This is a genomic window from Kitasatospora sp. NBC_01287, from assembly GCF_026340565.1.
Classification (GTDB): domain Bacteria; phylum Actinomycetota; class Actinomycetes; order Streptomycetales; family Streptomycetaceae; genus Kitasatospora.
On record NZ_JAPEPB010000001.1, the window covers coordinates 607,873 to 625,513 of the forward strand.

The window sequence follows — 17,641 nt, forward strand, 5'->3', positions numbered from 1 at the left end:
CCCTCCTCGATCGTGATCTGCGCACCGTCGCCAGCTGATGGGCGACCGGCTCTCATGCACAACAGTTAACGAGGCGTCGGATCGGCGCGGATGCGTGACCGGCACCCATGTTCACCGGCGACCCCGCTGCACCCCCCGGTCGGCAGGACCGCCGGCCACCCACCTACCGGCCGTTCGGACGGCCCGGCGGGCACCCGCCCCCGGCACTTGCCGCCCCACACCGGGCACGCACAAGCGGAGGCGACCTGCCCGAGTCCCGCTCAGGACCTGGCTCAGCGCCGGAATATGGGGCCTTTCCACCCATGTCCCACGGCGGCCTGGGCGGCAACTTGGGAGGCATGCACACCAAGTCATTCGCCGACATGCCCTGGGAGCGGGTCGACCTGTCGGCGGCCGAGCTGGACCTGCCGATCGCGGTCGGCGGCTCCACCGCCCCGCACCGCCTGCTGGAGGCGCACCGCCACGGCGCGTTCCCCTACCCGCGCGACGAGCTCCACCGCCCGCAGCAGCCGCCGCGGGCCGGCGACGAGCGTCGGGCGCTCTATGCCCGCCACGTGGCCGACGGGCGGATCGCCGCGTTCCCGACCCTGGAGGAGCCCGACGCCTACGCGCTGACCTGGTGGAGCCCGACCTGGCGTCCGGTGCTGGAGGTCGGCTCCGCCCACCTGGCCGGAAGCCTGCGCCGGCACCCGGGCGGCGCCGCCCCCGGCTGGATCGCCACCTGCGACCACGCCTTCGCGGGGGTGGTCAGCAGTTGCCGGGACCAGGCGGCGGCCCGCTGGCTGACCGACCCGCTGCGCGCCTCACTGCTCAGCCTGCACCAAGCGGGTTGGGCGCACAGCATCGAGATCTGGCACGGCGAGGAGCTGATCGCCGGCCTCTTCGGCACCGGGATCGGCCAGGTCTTCAGCGTGGACTCGGCCTTCGGCCGGCATCCCCAGGCGACCGGCGCGGCCTTCGCCGACCTGAGCCGGCGGCTGCGCGGACGGGCGGCGTACATCGACATGCAGGTGCCGCACCCGTACGCGGCCGCGCTCGGCACCCGGTCGATCAGCCGGGCTGAATACCTGGACGCGCTGCTGACGGTGGATCTGCCGGTGGCATTGCGGGCGGGGGTGCTGGCCCTCGAACCGGCGGGACCCGACGCAGGCTGACCGACGCCTGCCGACCGACGCCTGCCCACCTGCCCACCTGCCCACCTGCCGATCCCACCCACCCCACCCACCCAGCGGGGGTGGGTGGCGGTCCGAAGATATGGGTGAGTCACACCCATGTGGCCGTCTACCTGCGCTGACAGGCTTCTTCTCGAAGCCGGAAACGACAGAGAGCAGGCGACGACAATGAAGAAGCAGCAGCTGAAGTCCGCGGTCTCCGCCCTCGTGCTGAGCGCACTGGTCCTCCTCGGGGCACTGGGCGCGACCGCCGCGAGCGCCGGTACCGCCCAGGCCGACCCCACCTGCGTGGTGACCTCGACCACCAGCTGCCCGGCCGACGGCGGCACCGCCAACGGCTGAGCGCACCGCCCGCACATCAAAGCCCGCATATCAAACAGATTTTCGCTGAATACTCCTCAGCACGTGCATATCCCAGGGGGTTTGGGGTAGGTTGCGCGGGTGCAGGTGTCGTCACCGATAGTGATCGGGCGGGCGGGGGAGCTCCAGCTCCTCGACAGCGCGCTCAACGGAGCACGAGCCGGACGCGGCGGGTCGGTCTTCATGGTCGCCGACGCGGGCCTCGGCAAGTCCAGGCTCGTGCAGGAGTGCATCACGATGGCCCAGGGCGGCGGGATGGCCGTGCTGCGCGGCCGGGCCACCCAGGCCGGCGCGACGGTGCCCTACCGGCCGCTCACCGAGGCGCTCTTCTCGATCGTGCGCTCGGGCGCGGTACCGGACGATCCCGAGCTGGCGCCCTACCGCCCGGCCCTGGGGCGGCTGATCCCGGAGTGGCGCGACGGGGTCCCGTACGAGAGCGATGATTCGCCGGTGGTGCTTGCAGAATCGGTTCTGCGCCTGCTGAGCGTGGTCGGCCGCGGCCGCGGCGCGCTGATCTGCCTGAGCGACCTGCAGGACTGCGACGCCGAGACGATGGGGATCGTCGAGTACCTGGTCGACAACCTGGCCGACCTGCCGGTGCTGCTGCTGGCCACGGTCCGTTCCACGCCCTCCCCCGCGCTGAACCTGGCGCAGTCCAGCGCGCGGCACCGGGTGGCCCGGCTGGTGGAGCTGGGCGCGCTGACCGACGATCAGGTGGCCGAACTCGCCGCCTCCTGCCTCGACGTCGAGGTGCCGCGGCTGCCGCCGGGGCTGCTCGGCTGGCTGACCCAGAGCGCCGAGGGCAATCCGTTCATCGTCGAGGAGCTGCTGCGCGGCGGCATCGACGCCGGCGCCCTGGCCCGCACCGCCGAGGGCTGGCGGATGGTCGAGGGGGTACCGCGCGACATGCCCTCCACGGTGGCCTCCAGCGTCAGCGACCGCGCCCGCCGGCTGGGCCCCGAATGGCACAACGCACTGCAGGCCGCCGCGATCATCGGCCGCCGCTTCCCGCTCGACGCGCTGCGCCGGGTCTCGGGGCTCGGCGAGGACGAACTGCACGCGCTGGTCCGGGCCGGCACCGAGGCGCAGCTCCTCGCGCCCTCGCTGAGCGCCCCCGACTGGTGCGCCTTCCGCCACTCCTGGACCGCCGAGGCGCTGGCCAGCGGGGTGCTGCCGGCCCAACGCCGGATGCTGGCCGCGGCCGCCGCCACCGCGGTGGAGTCGATGGACCCCGACCTGCCGGGCGAGCTGTGCCAACTCGCCGCCCGGCTGCGGCTGGCGACCGGCGACGAGCCTGCCGCCGGGCTGCTCTACGCGCGAGCCGGGCGGCGGGTGCTCGGCGAGGGCGCGGCGGCCTCGGCGGAGCGCCTGCTCGACCGGGCCCTGGAACTGCTGCCGGCCCACTCCCACCCCGGCCAGCGGGCCGAGGTGCTGGAGTCGCTGCTCTACGCGCTGACCGAGGCGGGCGACGTGGAGCGGGCGCTGCGCCGGGGCGCCGACCTGTACGGCTCGGTGCTGCTCTCGCCGCAGCAGCGGGCCGAGTTGCTCACCCGGCTGGCCTGGGTCTGCGTGGTGGGCGGGCACTGGGAGAAGGCCGCCGAGCAGGTCGCGCTGGCCCGCCGGCTGCTGACCGGCGCGGCCGCCCCGGCCCAGCTGGCGCCGCTGGACGTGGTCGAGGCGCACCTGCTGACCCTGGCGGGCGGGCAGGGCGACGACCAGGCGGCGCGGGCCGAGGCGCTGGCGCTGCGCGCGGTGCGGACCGCCGAGGAGGTGCCGCTGCCGGCCACCGCCTGCCAGGGACGCCAGGTGCTGGCCCTGCTGGCCCGGCGGCAGAGCTTCGACGAGGCCGACGTGCACCTGCGCCACATGTTCGGCACGGCCGACGCGCACGGGCTGCCGATCTGGCGGCTGCGCGCGCAGATCCGGCTGGCCACCAACGAGCTGATGCGCACCGGCGAGGCCGAGCAGATCCTGCTGGCCCGGCAGGCGGCGCTGGCGATCGGCGCGGTCACCGCGGGGGCGCAGGCGGATGCCACGATCGCGATGCAGCACGTGCTCTACTGCGAGTTCGACCAGGCCGAGGCGCTCGCGGACAAGCTGCTGGAGTCCACGGGGCGGATGCACCAGGAGGGCGAGTCCCAGTTCTGCCTGGTGATCAAGATCGCGGCGCGGGCCCACCAGGGCCGCCGCGAGGGGATGCGGGCGGTGCTGGCCGAGTTCCGCCAGCGCGGCGGAGAGCAGTCCTTCCACGCGCCGGTGGTCTTCGGGCACCGGGCGATCTGCGCGCTGCTGGGCGAGGACCGGCCGGGCGCGGAGGCGGAGATGGCACGGGTGCGCGAGTGGGAGCGCACGCACCCCACGATCTACTACCAGTCGGGCCGCTACGGCCTGGGCGTGCTGCTGGAGGTGCTGGCCGACCGGGCCGGCCAGGAGCTGCTGACCGAGACCCGATCGGCCCATGCCGCACAGCTGAGATGGAACCTCCAGTTCGTCCTGGCAGCTGAGGCGGTGCTGCTCGGCCGCGCCGGGCAGGCCGCCGCCGCCACCGCCAAGCTCGCCGAATCGCAGGCCGCCGCCGCCCCCTTCCCGATGGCCCGCCACCTGGTGCTGCGGCTGGTCGCCGAAGCCGCGCTGGCCGACCGCTGGGGCACTCCGGTGGACTGGCTGCGCGCCGCCGAGCAGCACTTCCACGGCAGCGACGTGGCCGCGCTGGCGGGCGCCTGCCGGGCGCTGCTGCGCAAGGCGGGGGTCCGGGTGATGCAGCGGCGCAGCGGCAACGAGGCGGTGCCGGCCCAGCTGGCGGGCAAGGGGGTCACCGCGCGCGAGTACGAGGTGCTGGTGCTGCTCGGCGAGCGTCGGGCCAACCCGGAGATCGCCAAGCTGCTCTTCATCTCACCGCGCACGGTGGAGAAGCACGTGGCGAGCCTGATGGGCAAGTTGGACAGCGCGGACCGCCGGGAGCTGTCCGAACTGGTGACCGGCCTGGAGCTGACCTGAGCCTCTCCCCGCCCGGAATGGCCCTCGGGGTCAGCCCACCACCGAGCGGACCAGCAGCACCGCCACGTCGTCGGTGCGCTGCTCGGCCTGCCCGGACTGGTCGATCAGCGTGTCCGCCAGCCGGTCCAGCGGCTCGCCGCCGTGCCGGGCGAAGGTGTCGGCCAGCCGGGCCAACGCCTGGTCCAGGTCGCCGCCGGGGGTCTCCACCAGGCCGTCGGTGTAGAGCAGCAGCGTGGTGCCGACCGGCAGCCGGATCCGGATCTGCGGGTACTCGGCGTCAGGGTCCACGTTGAGCACCAGGCCGCTGCGCGGGCTCAGCAGCCGGGCCCGGCCGTCGGGGCCGCGCAGCAGCGGCACCGGGTGCCCGGCGTCGGCCAGCCAGGCCTCGCGGCGGGCCAGGTCCACCCGCAGGTAGGCGCAACTGGCGAGCAGCGTGGTGCCGAGGTCGGCCAGCAGGCGGTTGGTACCCGCCAGCACGCTGCTCGGATCGGCGTCGACGCTGGCGAAGGCGCGCACGGCGGTGCGGATCTGGCCCATCAGCGCGGCCGCGTTGACGTTGTGGCCCTGCACGTCGCCGATCACCACGGCCAGCCCGCCGTCGTCCACCCGGATCAGGTCGTAGAAGTCGCCGCCGACCTCCATCCCCTCGGTGGCCGGCAGGTAGCGCGCGGCGGTGCGCAGCCCGGGGACCACCGGCAGCGCGCTCGGCAGCAGGCTGTCCTGCAGGCCGTGGGCCAGGCCCGACTTGGTGTCGTAGAGGCGGGCCCGGTCCAGCGCCTGGGCGATCAGGCCGCCCAGTGCGGTGAGCACCGCGCGCTCCTCCAGGGCGAAGTGGTGCGGCTCGGCGAAGGCCAGCACGCAGGTGCCGATCAGCCGGCCCGAGGTGACCAGCGGCAGGTAGGCCCAGGCGGCCATGCCGTCCTGGGTCTCGCGGCGCCCGGCGTAGATCCGCTCCAGCTCGGCCCGGTTCTCGAAGAAGGCCGGCACCGGGTTGGTGGAGGCCCGCACCCCGGGGGTGGACTCGGTCAGCGGGGTCCCGTCGAACTGGTCCACCAGGCCGGGTGGGTAGCCGCGGTGCCCGGCGATCCGCAGCTTGCCGCCCTCGGCCAGCAGCACCGCGACGGCCCGGCCGCCGAAGCCCGGCACGATCTGGTCGGCGACCATGCTCACCACGTCCTGCACGCTGGCCGCCTCGGTCAGCGCGGTGGCCAGGTGCAGGATCCAGTAGAGCGCGCCGGGGCGGGTGTGCGGGACCGGTTCGAGGGGCACCGGGTCGACGGGCAGCGCGCGCCGGGTCACCTGGGCGGCCGCGATCCGCGCGGTGACGCCGAAGGCGTCGGGGAAGAGCCGGAACGAGAGCCACTGGTCCGGCGGGCGCAGTGCCACGAAGGAGGACGGCTCGCCGCTGATCACCGCCGCCCGGTAGTGGTACTCGTAGATCGGATCGCGCAGCCAGGGCAGTGCCGTCCACGGTCGGGCACCCAACAGCTGGTCGGCGGGCCGCGCGAGCAGCCGGGCCGCCTGCGCGGACACCAGGGTCAGCCGCCCGTCCAGGCCGATCGCGCAGACCCCGTCCGGCAGCCGCGCCACCGTCGCGGCGAGCAGGTCGGCGGCGCCGCCGGGCGGCACGACGGGCAGCGGGCGCGGGCCGGCCCGCAGCGGCGGGTCGGCGGCCGCCACCCGGCGCGCCAGGCGCCCGGCGATCTCGCCCAGCGCGCCGCGCTCGGTCGGCGAGAGCTCGGCGGGGTGCGCGGCGGGCCAGAGGAAGAACACCGCGCCCAGCCGCCGCCCGCCGGCGGTCAGCGGCACGGCCGCCAGGCTGAACGCGTACGGCATGGCGACCGCCACCCGCGGGTAGCGCCGCGCCATCTCCCCCGCGCCGCCCACCCAGACCAGCTCACCCTCACGCACCGCGTCCGCCACCGGGATCGCCGCCGCCAGTCCCACGTGCTGCCAGCCCCGGACGAACTGCCGGATCGCCCCGAGACTCAGCGCCATCTCCAGCGCCTGCCCGTCCGCCGACAGCAGGTAGACGCCGCCCATGTGCGCCCCCAGCAGCTCGGGCGCCGACCGCAGCGGTTCCACCAGCGTGTCCAGGCCTGCCCGCGCCGCCGCCTCGGCATCCGCGGCGCCGAGCCGCGCGGACGCGGGCCGTGACACGCTCACCGCAACCACCTCGCTCCGGCCGGCGGGGTGCGCGCCCGCACGGCTCCCTCCCATACTGGCCCGTCCGGGTGGCAGATGCCCCGGGACGGCGCTGCCGGATCGCGCCGGGCCGGCCCGGACCGGCCCGAGCGAGCGCAGGTGAGCCCGGGTGAGCCCGGACCGGACAGGCCCGGGTGGGCCCGGGTGGGCCCGGGTGGGCCCGGGTGGGCCCGCGCCGCCCGGATCAGTCCGACGCGCCCACGACCCCGCGCGTCACGCCGAACGCGGCGCGCAGGTCGGCAGGCTCGCGGTAGACCACCCCGGCCATGCCCAGCGCGATCGCGGCCTCGACGTTCTCCGCCCGGTCGTCCACGAAGAGGCAGCGCCCCGGCTCGGCGCCGGCCCGCTCGGCCGCGATCTTGTAGATCCGCGGGTCCGGCTTGGCGACGCCGACCCGCGAGCTGTTGACCACGTGGTCCGCGAGGTCCAGCAGCCCGAGCAGGTCGAGGTCCTGCTCCAGCCAGGCGGTGGCGTTGGTGACCAGGACGACCGGGCAGTGCGCGCGGACCGCCCGCAGCAGCCCCACCACCTCCGGGTCGGCCCGGAACGGCGCGCTGCCGAAGGCGGTGGCCAGGGCGCGGGCCTGGTCGGCCGGCACCCTGGCGGCCAGGGCGCGGGCGATCGCCTCGACCCACTGCTCCTTGGTGATCTCCCCGAGCAGCAGGGGTCCGTCGTGCTCGGGGGCGAAGGCGACCGCGGCGGTGCTGCCCGCGCTCAGCCCGGCGGCCAGCTCCAGGCGGGCCAGCTCGGTGTGGTCGAAGAAGCGGACGACGTTGTCCAGGTCGCACAGGACGGCGGCGAAGGGGAAAGGCGTCGGAAAGATCATCCCGTAGTCATATCAGCAGCCGACTAAGCGGCCGGGGTCGCCGGCCAGGGGTCCGGCTGTCCGCCGGGCGGGCGAATTGTCGCCCCTGGCGTGTCATCCGCACCCGGAGGCGGGCCAACCGCGTGAAGGTGGGGAGTCCCGCAGCCCGTCCGCCCCTGGAGGCGCCGTGCAGAGCATTCCGGTCCGGCGGCTCGCCGCGCCACTGGCCGCCGTCCTCGTCGCGCTGCTGCTCAGCGGCTCGGCACCCGCCGCCGCCCCGGCCCCGCTGGCCGGTGACCTGGACCGGCTGCTCGCCGACCCGGCCCTGGCCGGGGCGCAGGCCTCGGTGCTGGTCACCGACGCCGCCACCGGGCAGGTGCTCTACCAGCACGATCCGGACGCGCTGCTGCTGCCGGCCTCCACCCTGAAGACCGTCACGGCGGCCGCCGCGCTCGACCTGCTCGGCCAGGACCACCGCTTCACCACCCAGGTGCTGGCGGCCGGCCCGCGCACCGGCGGCCGGCTCGACGGCGACCTGGTGCTGCGCGGCGGCGGCGACCCCAGCCTGCTGCCGGCCGACCTGGACGCGCTGGCCGGCCGGGTGGCCGCCGCCGGGGTCACCGAGGTGACCGGCTCGGTGCTGGCCGACGCCTCGCGCTACGACGACGTGCCGCTCGGCGCGGCCTGGGCCTGGGACGACCAGGCCGCCTACTACAGCCCGCAGATCTCCGCCCTCACCCTGACCACCGACAGCGACGACGACGTGGGCAGCGTGCGCCTGACCCTCACCCCCGCGCAGGCGCCCGGCGGCCCGGCGACGGTGCGGCTCACCCCCGCGCGGGCACCGGTGCGGATCAGCGGCCAGGTCGCCACCGGCGCGGCGGGCGGCACCGACACCGTCCAGGTGGACCGGCACCCCGGCGGCAACGACCTGGTGCTCTCCGGCAGCCTGCCCGCCGACGCCGGCCCCACCGAGGAGTGGGTGGCGATCGACGACCCGGCGCGGCTGGCCGGCACGGTCTTCGCGGCGGCGCTGGCCGACCACGGCGTCACGGTGCGCGGCGCGCTGCGCGCCGGCCGGGCCCCGGACGGCGCCGCGCTGCTGGCCGCGCACGACTCGGCGCCGCTCGGCGACCTGCTGGTGCCCTTCCTCAAGCTCAGCAACAACGGCATCGCCGAGCACCTGGTGAAGGAGATCGGCGCCGTGCGGGCCGGCTCCGGCAGTTGGGCCGCCGGGCTCGACCAGGTGCGCGGCTTCCTGCGCCGGGGCGGGCTGGAGAGCACGCCGGCCCGGCTGGTCGACGGCTCGGGGCTGTCGCGGCAGAACCTGATGACCGGCCGGCGGCTGGTGGCCCTGCTGCGCTTCGCCCGGCAGCAGCCCTGGTTCAGCGCCTGGTACGACGCGCTGCCGGTGGCCGGCGACCCGCGCCGGATGGTCGGCGGCACCCTCACCGAGCGGATGCGCGACACCCCCGCCGCCGGCCGGGTGCACGCCAAGACCGGTTCGATGACCGGCGTGGACGCGCTGGCCGGCTACCTGGAGAGGGTGGACGGGCGCACCCTCGCCTTCAGCGTGCTGGTCAACGACTTCGCCGGGGCGAGCCCGCGTCCGGTGATCGACGCGCTGGTGGTGCGCCTGGCCTCCGACGCGGCCTCCGCCCCGCGCCGGGCCGTGCCCGCCGCCCCGCACGACTGGGAGACCGCCTGCGCGGCGGCCGCCCGGTGCTGACCCGCACCGTACTGCCCCGCCCTGTGCTGGCCCGCGCGGTACTGACCCGCGCGGTACTGACCCGCGCGGTGCTGACCCGCGCGGTGCTGGCGCTGGCCCTGCTGGCCGCCGCGACGACCGGCTGCGCGCGCACCGGTGCCGAGGACGACCGGCCGGTACCGGACGTGCCAGGCGGCGCCTACTCCGTCGCGCTCACCGAGCCCGACCACCTCACCCCGGGCCGCACCACCAGCAGTTACGCCCTGCAGGTGCTGTCCGGCGTCTTCGACACCCCCGTCGGCCTGGACCCGGGCGACGGCCACCCCGTGCCGCTGGCCGCCAGCGCGCTGAGCACCACCGACCAGCGGGTCTGGACCCTGACGCTGCGCCAGGGCGCCCGCTTCCACAACGGCGAACCGGTCACCGCCCGCAGCTTCGCCGCCGCCTGGGACGCGGCCGCCTACGCCCCCAACGGCTGGGACGCCAACGCCTACTTCACCCAGATCGACGGGTACGACGACCTCAACCCGCCCGGCGACCGACAACCCGCCACCCGCCACCTGCGCGGCCTGACGGTGCTGGACGACAGCACCCTGCGGGTCACCCTCAAGGCCCCGTTCAGCCAGTTCCCGATGCTGCTCAGCTTCCCCGCCTTCGCGCCCCTGCCGCAGGCGGCGTTCAGCGACCCGGACGGCTTCGACCTGCACCCGATCGGCAACGGCCCGTTCCAACTGGACGGCGCCTGGCGGCACAACCAGCGGATCGACCTGAAGCGGGCCGCCGGCTACACCGGACCGCGCCCGCCGATGGCCGACGCCGTGCACTTCGAGATCTTCACCAGCAAGGACACCGCCTTCACCGAACTACGGGCCGGCCACGTCGACTTCGTCACCAGCGTGCCCGCCACCCGGGCCTACGAGGCCAAGCGCACCTTCGGCCGGCACTACGCCGTGCGCCCCAGCGGCACCATGGACTACCTGGGCCTGCCGCTCTGGGACCCGCGCTACGCGAAGCCGGAGCTGCGCCGGGCGCTGTCGATGGCGATCGACCGCAAGGGCATCACCCGGGCGATCTACAACGAGGTCTTCACCCCGGCCGACTCGCTGGTCGGCGCCACCATCCCCGGCCACCGGGCCGGCGCCTGCGGCGAGACCTGCGAGTACCGGCCCGCCGAGGCCAGGCAACTGCTCCAGCAGGCCGGCGGCTTCACCGGCACGCTGGCGCTGTACTTCGCCAACTCCGACCCCAGCTACCTGCAGTGGATGACGGCGGTGGCCAACGAGCTGCGGCAGAACCTCGGCATCCGGGACATCACGCTGCGCACCATGGCCGCCGCCGACCTGGGCCCGATCCTCAACCACCACCAGGCCACCGGCCCCTACCGGCAGAACTGGGTGGCCGACTACCCCAGCGAGCAGAACTACCTGGCCGGGCTGCTCGGCCCCGGCACCCGCTCCGGCTGGTCCAGCCCCGCCTTCGACGCCCTGCTCGCCCAGGGCGACGCGGCCCCCACCGCCGAGCAGAGCATCGCCCACTACCACCAGGCCGAGGACCTGGCGCTGCGGGAGCTGCCGCTGATCCCGCTCTGGAACTGGCAGGACCAGACCGCCTGGAGCGGTCGGGTCGGCAACGTCCGGCTCGACCCGTACAGCGCCGGGCTGCGCCTGGAGGAGATCACGGTCCGCCACTGACGCCACCGCGTCCCGTCCCGCCGGAAGGAGAACAGATGGGCCGATACCTCGCCCGCCGCCTGCTCTACACCGTCCCCGTCCTGCTGGCCACCACCTTCCTGATCCACACCCTGGTCTTCGTGCTGCCCGGCGACCCGATCCAGGGGCTGGCCGGTGACCGGCCGCTGCCCGCCTCGGTGCTCGCCGAACTGCGCCACCGCAACCACCTGGACCAGCCGCTCGTCGTCCAGTACGCCGAGTACCTGCGCGGGCTGCTGCACGGCGACCTGGGCCGCACCTTCACCGGCGAGCCGGTCGCCGACGCGCTGGCCGGGCGCTGGCCGGTGACGCTGCGACTGGGGCTGACCGCCTGGTTCCTGGAGGCCGCGCTCGGCATGGCGCTGGGCGTCTGGGCCGGGCTGCGGCGCGGGCGCTGGGCGGACCGCGCGGTGCTGGGCGGCACCACACTGGTGGTCGCCGTGCCCGTCTACATCCTGGGCTACCTGGCCCAACTGGTGCTCGGGGTGCGGCTGGGCTGGTTCCCGGTCTCCGGCACCGAGGCCGGCTGGCCCACCGCCTACCTGCTGCCCGGCCTGGTGCTCGCCTCCTTCGGGGCCGGTTACGTGGCCCGGCTGACCCGCTCAGCGCTGCTGGAGCACCTGCGCGCCGACTACGTGCGCACCGCCACCGCCAAGGGCCTGCCCCGGCGCCGGGTGGTGGTGGCGCACGCGCTGCGCAACTCGCTGCTGCCGGTGGTCACCTTCCTCGGCGTCGAGCTGGGCTCGCTGCTGGCCGGGGCGGTGGTCACCGAGTACATCTTCAACCTGCCGGGCATCGGCCAGCAGGTCTTCCAGGCGATCCAACTGCGCGAGGGGCCCACGGTGGTGGGCGTGACCACCGTCCTGGTCCTGGTCTTCTGCCTGGCCAACCTGGCGGTCGACGTGCTGTACGGGCTGCTCGACCCACGGATCCGGCATGACTAGCCTGCAGCGGGCCGCTCCCGCCCCGGTCGAGGACCAGCCGCTGCCACCGGCCAGGACACCGCGCCGACTCACCGCCCGCCCCGGCCTGGTGGCCTGCGGTGCCTTCCTGGTGCTGATCGCGTTGATGGCCGCGCTGCCCGAGCCGTTCATCGCGCTGCTCACCCATGACAACGGGCGCTGCGAGCTGGCCGACGCCCGGGTGGGGCCCAGCCCGGCGCACCCGTTCGGCTTCGACACCCAGGGCTGCGACTACCTGGCGCAGATCGTCCGGGGCGCCCGTCCGCCGCTGGTGATCGGCCTGGTGGTGACGGTCGGCGCGCTGGCGCTCTCGGTGCTGCTCGGGCTGCTGGCCGGCTTCTACGGCGGCTGGGTGGACGGGCTGCTCTCCCGGGTCACCGACGTCTTCTTCGGCCTGCCCTTCGTGCTCGGCGCCACGGTGATCCTGGTCGCCTTCCCCGACCACGGGCTGGGCGCGATGACGCTGGTGCTGGTGGCGCTCGGCTGGACCACGATGACCCGGGTGATGCGGGCCCAGGTGATCGGGGCCAAGGACGCCGAGTACGTGCGGGCCGCGCGCGCCACCGGCGCCGGACCGGTGCGGCTGATGGTCCGCCACGTCCTGCCGAACGCCGTGACACCGGTGGTGGTGGTCGCGATGCTGAACGTCGGCAACGTCATCTCCGGTGAGGCGACGCTGGACTTCCTCGGCGTCGGCCTGCAGTACCCGGCGCTCTCCTGGGGGCTCCAGCTCAACGCCGCCCAGGCCTACCTGCTCGACTTCCCGCACCTGCTGCTCTTCCCGGCCCTCTTCCTGTCGGGGACCGTGCTGAGCTTCCTGCTGCTCGGCGACGCGGTCCGGGACGCCTACGACCCGACCCTGCGCTGAAACCCCGACCTTGCGCCGAACCCCCGACCCGCACGAACCCCCGACCCCGCGCCGAACCCCCGACCCGCACGAACCCCCGACCCCGCGCCGAACCCCCGACCCGCACGAACCCTGGAGGCGCCACGATGCGCGTACTGGTCTCCGCCGACATGGAAGGCGCCACCGGCACCACCTGGCCCGGCGACATCCTGCCCGGCACCCCCGGCTGGGAGCGGATGCGCCCGCTCTTCACCGGCGACGTCAACGCCTGCGTGGCCGGACTCTTCAACGGCGGCGCCGACCAGGTGGTGGTCAACGAGGCGCACGACACCCAGCGCAACCTGCTGCTGGCCGAACTCGACCCGCGCGCCCGGCTGCTGACCGGCCGGCACAAGCCGCTGGCCATGATGCAGGGCGTCCAGGAGGCCGACGCCGTGGTCTTCCTCGGCTACCACACCGGCGCGGGCGTGCACGGCGTACTCGCCCACACCTACCTGGGCGCGGGCCTGACGGGCTTCCGGATCGACGGCGAGCACGCCGACGAGGGGCGGATGAACGCGCTGACCGCCGCCGAGCACGGGGTGCCGGTCATCCTGGTCACCGGCGACGACCTGACCTGCGCGGCCGCCGCCCGCTGGGCACCGGGCGCGCGCACGGCGGCGGTCAAGGAGTGCGTCAGCCGGTACGCGGCCCTCTGCCTGCCGCCCGCGCGCAGCGCCGCGCTGATCCGCGAGCGGGCCGAGCAGGCGATGGGCGACCACCGCAGGCACGGGCGGCCCGAGCCGGTGAGCGGGCCGCACCGCTTCGAGATCGACTTCCACGCCACCCATCAGGCCGCCGCCGTGGCGCTGGTGCCCACCGTCGAGCAGACCGGCCCGTGCACGGTCGCCTTCAGCGCGCCGACCGCGACCCGGGCGGCGCTGACCTTCAAGATCTGCTGCGCCATCGCGAGCGGGGCGGCCGAGGCCCAGTACGGCTGAGCGGCGGCGCGGGCACGGGTGCGACCGCGCGCGGCAGTTGTTCGGTCCCGGTCATTGCGGTGCGCGGGAGGCTCGGGGAGAGTGGTGGCATGGCGACGGACGCGCGGGCGATGCTCTCGGTGGCGCTGGCCGAGGCCCGGCTCGGCCTGGCCGAGGGCGGCATCCCGATCGGCGCCGCGCTCTTCGGCCCGGACGGCGAGGTGCTCGGGCGCGGCCGCAACCGACGGGTCCAGGACGGCGACCCGTCCACCCACGCCGAGACGGCCGCCTTCCGCGCGGCGGGCCGGCTGCGCGGCTACCGGCCCACCACGATGGTCACCACGCTCTCGCCCTGCTGGTACTGCAGCGGCCTGGTGCGGCAGTTCGGCATCGGCCGGCTGGTGGTGGGCGAGGCCCGCACCTTCCACGGCGGCCACGACTGGCTGGCCGAGCACGGCGTGCTGGTGACGGTGCTGGACGACCCCGTCTGCGCCGCGCTGATGCGGGACTTCATCGCGGCCCGCCCCGAACTCTGGTACGAGGACATCGGACGGTGAACCGTGCCCACTGATCCCACCGCGCCCACCGCGCCCGCCCTGGGCGGCTACGACGTCGTGATCGTCGGCGGCGGCCACAACGGCCTGGTCGCCGCCGCCTACCTGGCCCGCGCCGGGCGCAGCGTGCTGCTGCTCGAACGCCTGGCGCACACCGGCGGGGCGGCCGTCTCCAGCCAGGCCTTCGCCGGGCTGCCGGCCCGGCTCTCCCGCTACTCCTACCTGGTCAGCCTGCTGCCCCGGCGGATCGTCGACGAGCTGGGCCTGCGGTTCGCGGTCCGGCACCGGCGGATCTCCTCCTACACCCCCACCGTGCGCGGCGGGCGGGACACCGGCCTGCTGGTGGATCGCGCCGACCCGGCCCGCACCGCCGCCTCGTTCCGCGAACTGACCGGATCGGAAGCTGAGTTCAAGGCCTGGCAGGAGTTCTACGCGATGACCGCGCAGGTCGCCCAGCGGGTCTTCCCCTCCCTCACCGAGCCGCTGCCCAGCCGCGCCGAGCTGCGCGCCCGGGTGGCCGACGAGCGGGCCTGGACGGCGCTCTTCGAGCGCCCGCTGGGCGAGAGCGTGGAGCAGTGGTTCGCCGACGACCTGGTCCGGGGCGTGGTCCTCACCGACGCGCTGATCGGCACCTTCACCCACGCCCACGACCCCTCGCTGCGCCAGAACCGCTGCTTCCTCTACCACGTGATCGGGGGTGGCACCGGCGACTGGGGCGTGCCCGTCGGCGGCATGGGCGCGCTCACCGACGCGCTGGCCGAGGCGGCCACGGCGGCCGGTGCCGAGCTGCGCACCGGCTGCGAGGTGACGGCGCTGGCCACCGACGGCGCGAGCGCCGAGGTCAGCTACCGCGAGGGCGAGCGCGAGTACCGGGTGGGTGCCCGCCGGGTGCTCTGCGGCGCCGCGCCGCACACCCTGGCCCGGTTGCTCGGCGAGGAGCCGGCCACCCCGGGCCCCGAGGGCTCCCAGCTCAAGGTCAACATGCTGCTGCGCCGGCTGCCCCGGCTGCGGGACCGGGGCGTGGACGCGCGCGACGCCTTCGCCGGCACCCTGCACCTGGCCGAGTCCTACCGCGAGCTGGCCGCCGCCCACCGGCAGGCCGCCGCCGGCGCGCTGCCCGACCCGGCGCCGTCCGAGCTGTACTGCCACTCGCTGACCGACCCCTCGATCCTCGGCCCCGACCTGGCCGCCCGGGGCTACCACACCCTCACCCTCTTCGGCCTGCACCAGCCGGCCCGCCTCTTCAGCGCGGGCACCACGGCGGACCAGGCGCTGCGCGCGGTGCTGGCGCCGCTCGACGCCGTGCTGGCCGAACCACTCGCCGACTGCCTGGCCCTGGACGAGCTGGGCCGGCCCTGCCTGGAGGTGAAGACCCCGCTCGACCTGGAGCGCGAACTCGGCCTGCCCGGCGGCAACATCTTCCACCGCGACCTGGCCTTCCCGTACGCGGAGCAGGACCCGGACGCCTCCCCCGAGGGGGGCGACCGCCCGGACCCGGCCGCGAGCGGCGATCCCGGCAGCGCGGCGCACCGCTGGGGCGTGGCCACCGCGCACCCCGCGATCCTGCTCTGCGGCGCGGGGGCGCTGCGCGGCGGCGGGGTGAGCGGGATCCCGGGGCACAACGCGGCGATGGCGGTGCTGGAGGACTGACGCGCGCGGACGGTTGCGCGCGGCCGATTGCACACGGACGGTTGCGCGCGCCGGGCCCGACGGGGGCCGCTCAGGCCGGTCGGTCTCAGAGGCCGCCCGTCTCCCGCCAGTGCCCGCGCCCGGACCAGAGCGGCTCGACCCGCTCCCAGTCCGGCTCCCAGGCGCGCTCGGCGCGGCGGTCCAGGCAGCGTCGGCGCAGCTGGTAGCCGACCCACGACACCGCGCCCACCCCGGCCAGCGCGCCGATGCCGTACAGCGCGGCGGCGGTCGCCAGCTCGCTGTCCGGCGGGGGCGGCGAGGCCGGCCCGCCGCTGTCGTCGACCCAGAGCGGCAGCCGACTGCCCTGCGCGGTCCCGGCCGGCACGCCGATGACGCCGGTGTGCGCGCTGGCCCCGGGGTAGGCCCAGGACGCGTTGGCCTGGGCCGACCAGAGCGAGCGGGTGGGGCTGTCGGTGGCCGCGCTCAGCGTGGTCGCGGTGACCGGGTGCAGGTGCGCGCCGACCTGGCGGGCGTGCGCCCGCATGCCGCCCAGCAGCAGCAGGGCCACCAGCGCGCCGACGGCCAGGGCCAGCACCAGCCCCGCAGCCAGCGCGAGCAGCAGGCGGCTGCGCGAGCGGTCCACCGACCGGCAGAGCGGATTCTCGTCGTGCCCGAGGGCGCGCCGCAGCTGCCGGGCCAGTGGCGTGCCATTCCCCCGGTGCCGACGCGGGACGGATGCGGTGGACATGGCGCGCCTCCTCAGTGGTGGTGCGCGACCGATGGGTCTCCCTCTCAGTCTCTCCCCTGCGGGCCATGTCCTCCAGGGCCGACGGGCACTGACCGTGTTCTCCGCCGCTTCGCCGCGCACGGAGCGTGACACCCGGGGTGCGCCGGGTCAGCCAGGCCCTGCTCACGGTCAGCCCTGCGCGCCTCTGGTCAGCCCCGCGTGCCCGTGGTCAGCCCAGCCTGCTCAGCAGTTCGGCGGCCAGCGGCGCGGCGGAGGCGGGGTTCTGCCCGGTCACCAGGGTGCGGTCGACCACCACGTGCGGCGCCCAGGGCTCGCCCTCCTGGTAGTCCGCGCCCAGCTCGACCAGTCGGTCCTGGAGCAGCCAGCGGGCCTTGTCGGCGAAGCCCGCCTGAGCCTCCTCCGCGTTGCTGAAGCCGGTCAGCCGGTAGCCGGCGAAGGGCGAGCCGCCGTCCTCGTCCCTGGCGGCCAGCAGTGCCGCCGGGGCGTGGCAGACCACGCCGAGCGGCTTGCCGGACCGCAGCGCGAGGGTGAGCAGCCGCCCGGAGTCGGCGTTCACCGAGAGGTCCTCCATCGGGCCGTGGCCGCCGGGGTAGAAGACGGCCGCGTAGTCGTCGAGCCGGACGTCGGTGAGCGCGATCGGGTGCTGGAGCTCGGTCATCGAGGCCAGCACGCCCGCGACCCGGTCCGCGCCCTGCTGACCGCCGTTGAACTCGGGCGCCAGGCTGGCCCGGTCGACCGTCGGCCGCACGCCGCCCGGGGTGGCGACCACGACCTCGTGGCCGGCGGCCTTGACGGCCTCGTAGGGAGCCGCCGCCTCCTCGGCCCAGAATCCGGTGGGGTGCTCGGTGCCGTCGGCCAGCGTCCAGTGGTCGGCGCCCGTCATCACGAAAAGGATCTTTGCCATGTCACGTCGCTTCCAGGGGTCCACGCCCCGGACGGTCCGGCGCCCGGGCGGCGCGGGTCGGGGCGCTCGTGCCCCGACCGTA

The 17,641-nt window shown here is 75.4% G+C and carries 14 protein-coding genes; 10 read left to right on the top strand and 4 right to left on the bottom strand.

Annotation, left to right across the window (positions count from 1 at the left end):
- The first annotated feature begins 338 nt into the window (after positions 1-338).
- The 3 genes from OG455_RS02285 (at position 339) to OG455_RS02295 (ending at position 4,529) form a co-directional block, all read left to right on the top strand.
- Positions 339-1,154, top strand: a complete 816-nt coding sequence (locus tag OG455_RS02285) for a leucyl/phenylalanyl-tRNA--protein transferase (RefSeq protein ID WP_266289591.1) — start codon at positions 339-341, stop codon at positions 1,152-1,154.
- A gap of 186 nt (positions 1,155-1,340) precedes the next feature.
- Positions 1,341-1,514 (top strand): hypothetical protein, encoded by a 174-nt coding sequence (locus OG455_RS02290; protein WP_266289593.1) that lies wholly within the window; start codon positions 1,341-1,343, stop codon positions 1,512-1,514.
- A gap of 105 nt (positions 1,515-1,619) precedes the next feature.
- Positions 1,620-4,529, top strand: coding sequence for a helix-turn-helix transcriptional regulator (locus tag OG455_RS02295; RefSeq protein ID WP_266289595.1), 2,910 nt, complete (start codon positions 1,620-1,622; stop codon positions 4,527-4,529).
- 30 nt (positions 4,530-4,559) lie between these two features.
- On the opposite strand, the gene OG455_RS02300 is transcribed toward OG455_RS02295, so the two are convergent.
- Together OG455_RS02300 and OG455_RS02305 are read right to left on the bottom strand one after the other, a co-directional pair.
- Complete coding sequence (locus OG455_RS02300) at positions 4,560-6,695, bottom strand: SpoIIE family protein phosphatase (protein WP_266289597.1); 2,136 nt, start codon at positions 6,693-6,695, stop codon at positions 4,560-4,562.
- 223 nt (positions 6,696-6,918) lie between these two features.
- Entirely contained in the window at positions 6,919-7,560 is a 642-nt protein-coding gene (locus OG455_RS02305; protein ID WP_266289599.1) for an HAD-IA family hydrolase, read from the bottom strand.
- Between the two features lie 166 nt (positions 7,561-7,726).
- Between OG455_RS02305 and dacB the strand changes: the two genes are divergently transcribed.
- The 7 genes from dacB (at position 7,727) to OG455_RS02340 (ending at position 15,928) form a co-directional block, all read left to right on the top strand.
- Positions 7,727-9,268 (top strand): D-alanyl-D-alanine carboxypeptidase/D-alanyl-D-alanine-endopeptidase, encoded by a 1,542-nt coding sequence (dacB, locus tag OG455_RS02310; RefSeq protein ID WP_266289601.1) that lies wholly within the window; start codon positions 7,727-7,729, stop codon positions 9,266-9,268.
- Positions 9,262-10,938 carry an ABC transporter substrate-binding protein gene (locus OG455_RS02315; protein WP_266289603.1) on the top strand — a complete coding sequence of 559 codons (1,677 nt, stop codon included), beginning with the start codon at positions 9,262-9,264 and terminating at the stop codon, positions 10,936-10,938. Before dacB ends, OG455_RS02315 begins: the two co-directional genes overlap by 7 nt.
- Positions 10,939-10,973: 35 nt before the next feature.
- On the top strand, positions 10,974-11,900 hold the full coding sequence (locus OG455_RS02320; RefSeq protein ID WP_266289605.1) for an ABC transporter permease: 927 nt from the start codon (positions 10,974-10,976) through the stop codon (positions 11,898-11,900).
- The gene (locus tag OG455_RS02325) at positions 11,893-12,786 is read left to right on the top strand and encodes an ABC transporter permease (protein ID WP_266289607.1); all 894 of its coding nucleotides are present in this window, start codon (positions 11,893-11,895) and stop codon (positions 12,784-12,786) included. Before OG455_RS02320 ends, OG455_RS02325 begins: the two co-directional genes overlap by 8 nt.
- Positions 12,787-12,911: 125 nt before the next feature.
- Entirely contained in the window at positions 12,912-13,745 is an 834-nt protein-coding gene (locus OG455_RS02330; protein ID WP_266289609.1) for a M55 family metallopeptidase, read from the top strand.
- Between the two features lie 89 nt (positions 13,746-13,834).
- A complete protein-coding gene (locus OG455_RS02335; RefSeq protein WP_266289611.1) occupies positions 13,835-14,281 on the top strand; it encodes a nucleoside deaminase in 447 nt (148 codons plus the stop codon).
- A 3-nt stretch (positions 14,282-14,284) separates the two neighbouring features.
- Positions 14,285-15,928: an NAD(P)/FAD-dependent oxidoreductase gene (locus OG455_RS02340; protein ID WP_266289613.1), complete on the top strand. Its 1,644-nt coding sequence runs from the start codon at positions 14,285-14,287 to the stop codon at positions 15,926-15,928.
- An 85-nt stretch (positions 15,929-16,013) separates the two neighbouring features.
- Here the strand turns inward: OG455_RS02340 and OG455_RS02345 are convergent, their stop codons facing one another.
- Positions 16,014-16,655 carry a hypothetical protein gene (locus OG455_RS02345; RefSeq protein WP_266289615.1) on the bottom strand — a complete coding sequence of 214 codons (642 nt, stop codon included), beginning with the start codon at positions 16,653-16,655 and terminating at the stop codon, positions 16,014-16,016.
- Positions 16,656-16,863: 208 nt separating this feature from the next.
- On the bottom strand, positions 16,864-17,559 hold the full coding sequence (locus OG455_RS02350) for a type 1 glutamine amidotransferase domain-containing protein (RefSeq protein WP_266289617.1): 696 nt from the start codon (positions 17,557-17,559) through the stop codon (positions 16,864-16,866).
- Positions 17,560-17,641 lie beyond the last annotated feature (82 nt).

Bases quoted from the DNA above. Each gene is read 5' to 3' on its own strand.
- OG455_RS02285 (WP_266289591.1), top strand. From the start codon at position 339: ATGCACACCAAGTCATTCGCCGACATGCCCTGGGAGCGGGTCGACCTG.
- OG455_RS02350 (WP_266289617.1), bottom strand. From the start codon at position 17,559: ATGGCAAAGATCCTTTTCGTGATGACGGGCGCCGACCACTGGACGCTG.
- OG455_RS02305 (WP_266289599.1), bottom strand. From the start codon at position 7,560: ATGATCTTTCCGACGCCTTTCCCCTTCGCCGCCGTCCTGTGCGACCTG.
- OG455_RS02330 (WP_266289609.1), top strand. From the start codon at position 12,912: ATGCGCGTACTGGTCTCCGCCGACATGGAAGGCGCCACCGGCACCACC.
- OG455_RS02335 (WP_266289611.1), top strand. From the start codon at position 13,835: ATGGCGACGGACGCGCGGGCGATGCTCTCGGTGGCGCTGGCCGAGGCC.
- OG455_RS02290 (WP_266289593.1), top strand. From the start codon at position 1,341: ATGAAGAAGCAGCAGCTGAAGTCCGCGGTCTCCGCCCTCGTGCTGAGC.
- OG455_RS02325 (WP_266289607.1), top strand. From the start codon at position 11,893: ATGACTAGCCTGCAGCGGGCCGCTCCCGCCCCGGTCGAGGACCAGCCG.
- OG455_RS02320 (WP_266289605.1), top strand. From the start codon at position 10,974: ATGGGCCGATACCTCGCCCGCCGCCTGCTCTACACCGTCCCCGTCCTG.
- OG455_RS02345 (WP_266289615.1), bottom strand. From the start codon at position 16,655: ATGTCCACCGCATCCGTCCCGCGTCGGCACCGGGGGAATGGCACGCCA.